The sequence below is a fragment of the Vibrio sp. 1978 genome, assembly GCF_033344345.1.
The window spans coordinates 1-1,037 of the sequence record NZ_JAWPOP010000160.1; the positions used below are offsets into that span (position 1 = coordinate 1).

Sequence of the window (1,037 nt, forward strand, 5' to 3'; positions counted from 1 at the left end):
GGCGAAGGTTTTGATGCGCGTAAAGTCCGTTACATTGGCTATGATGCGGGCGGTAAAGCGATGGCAGCCCTGCTTTCTGGCGAAACTCAATTACTTTCAACAGGTTTAGGTGAAGTACTGGAAATGTCCAAATCTGGCCAAGTGAAAGTACTTGCTATCACTGCGCCAAAACGCTTAGAAGCCGCGCCAAACATTCCAACATTAACGGAATTCGGCAACGAAACGGTATTTGCGAACTGGCGTGGATTCTTTGCTGCACCGGGCGTTAGCCAAAAGAAAGTCGACGAATGGAATGCCGCATTCACTAAGATGTACAACACAGACGAGTGGCAAGTCGTTCGTGACCGCAATGGTTGGATAGACAACTACAAAGCGGACAAAGCATTCTTCGCGTTCCTTGAAGATCAAGAGAAGCAAATGGGTGACCTGATGCGTGAGCTAGGCTTCCTGAAATAACCGTTATTCCGGGGCTCCCTCCGATAGCAACTTAGCGTAAAACCTGAGTTGCTATTCGCCCCAACGGCATTTGCACTCTAAGTTTCACCGTATATGGACATTGTCGACACTCGGCATACACACTCCTTTGTTTATTGATTGTTAAGCATATCGACTAGCAGCGAAATGCTTACTTGTTAATGGATTACTTTGCACATTAACGTTCATATACGGTCTTTTTTATTCTTGTTAGGAGTTGAATATGTCTCGTTCAACCAACGTTTTTACCAAAGAATATCTACTCTGCCGCGACCGTGTTGGCGCCATGATTTTCCTGCTCTTCTGCCTTTGCTACGGTTATCAAACGTCTCAAATCGCACTGTTTCCGGGCGATGAGTATGAACCGTTTACTGCGCGCACCTTGCCAACCATTCTGACTTATATCGGCATCGGGCTTTCTCTCTTGCTTCTTGTGACTGGCCAACCAGACAAAAAGAGCGGCGCCGTTTTAACCTTCAACTGGAAGTTACTGATCTCGTTCTTAGTGCTGATGTCCCTTTACGGCTTGGGCCTAACCTACTTGGGCTTTGTACTCGCGACAG

The 1,037-nt window shown here is 46.9% G+C and carries 2 protein-coding genes; both read left to right on the forward strand.

Translation table 11 applies throughout. The features are described from left to right. The coding region (locus R8N49_RS25190) for a tripartite tricarboxylate transporter substrate-binding protein (RefSeq protein ID WP_318190220.1) at window positions 1-456 on the forward strand (456 nt) is incomplete at its 5' end. A 241-nt stretch (window positions 457-697) separates the two neighbouring features. After that, window positions 698-1,037: tripartite tricarboxylate transporter TctB family protein (locus R8N49_RS25195; RefSeq protein WP_318190221.1), on the forward strand; the 340-nt coding region annotated here is incomplete at its 3' end.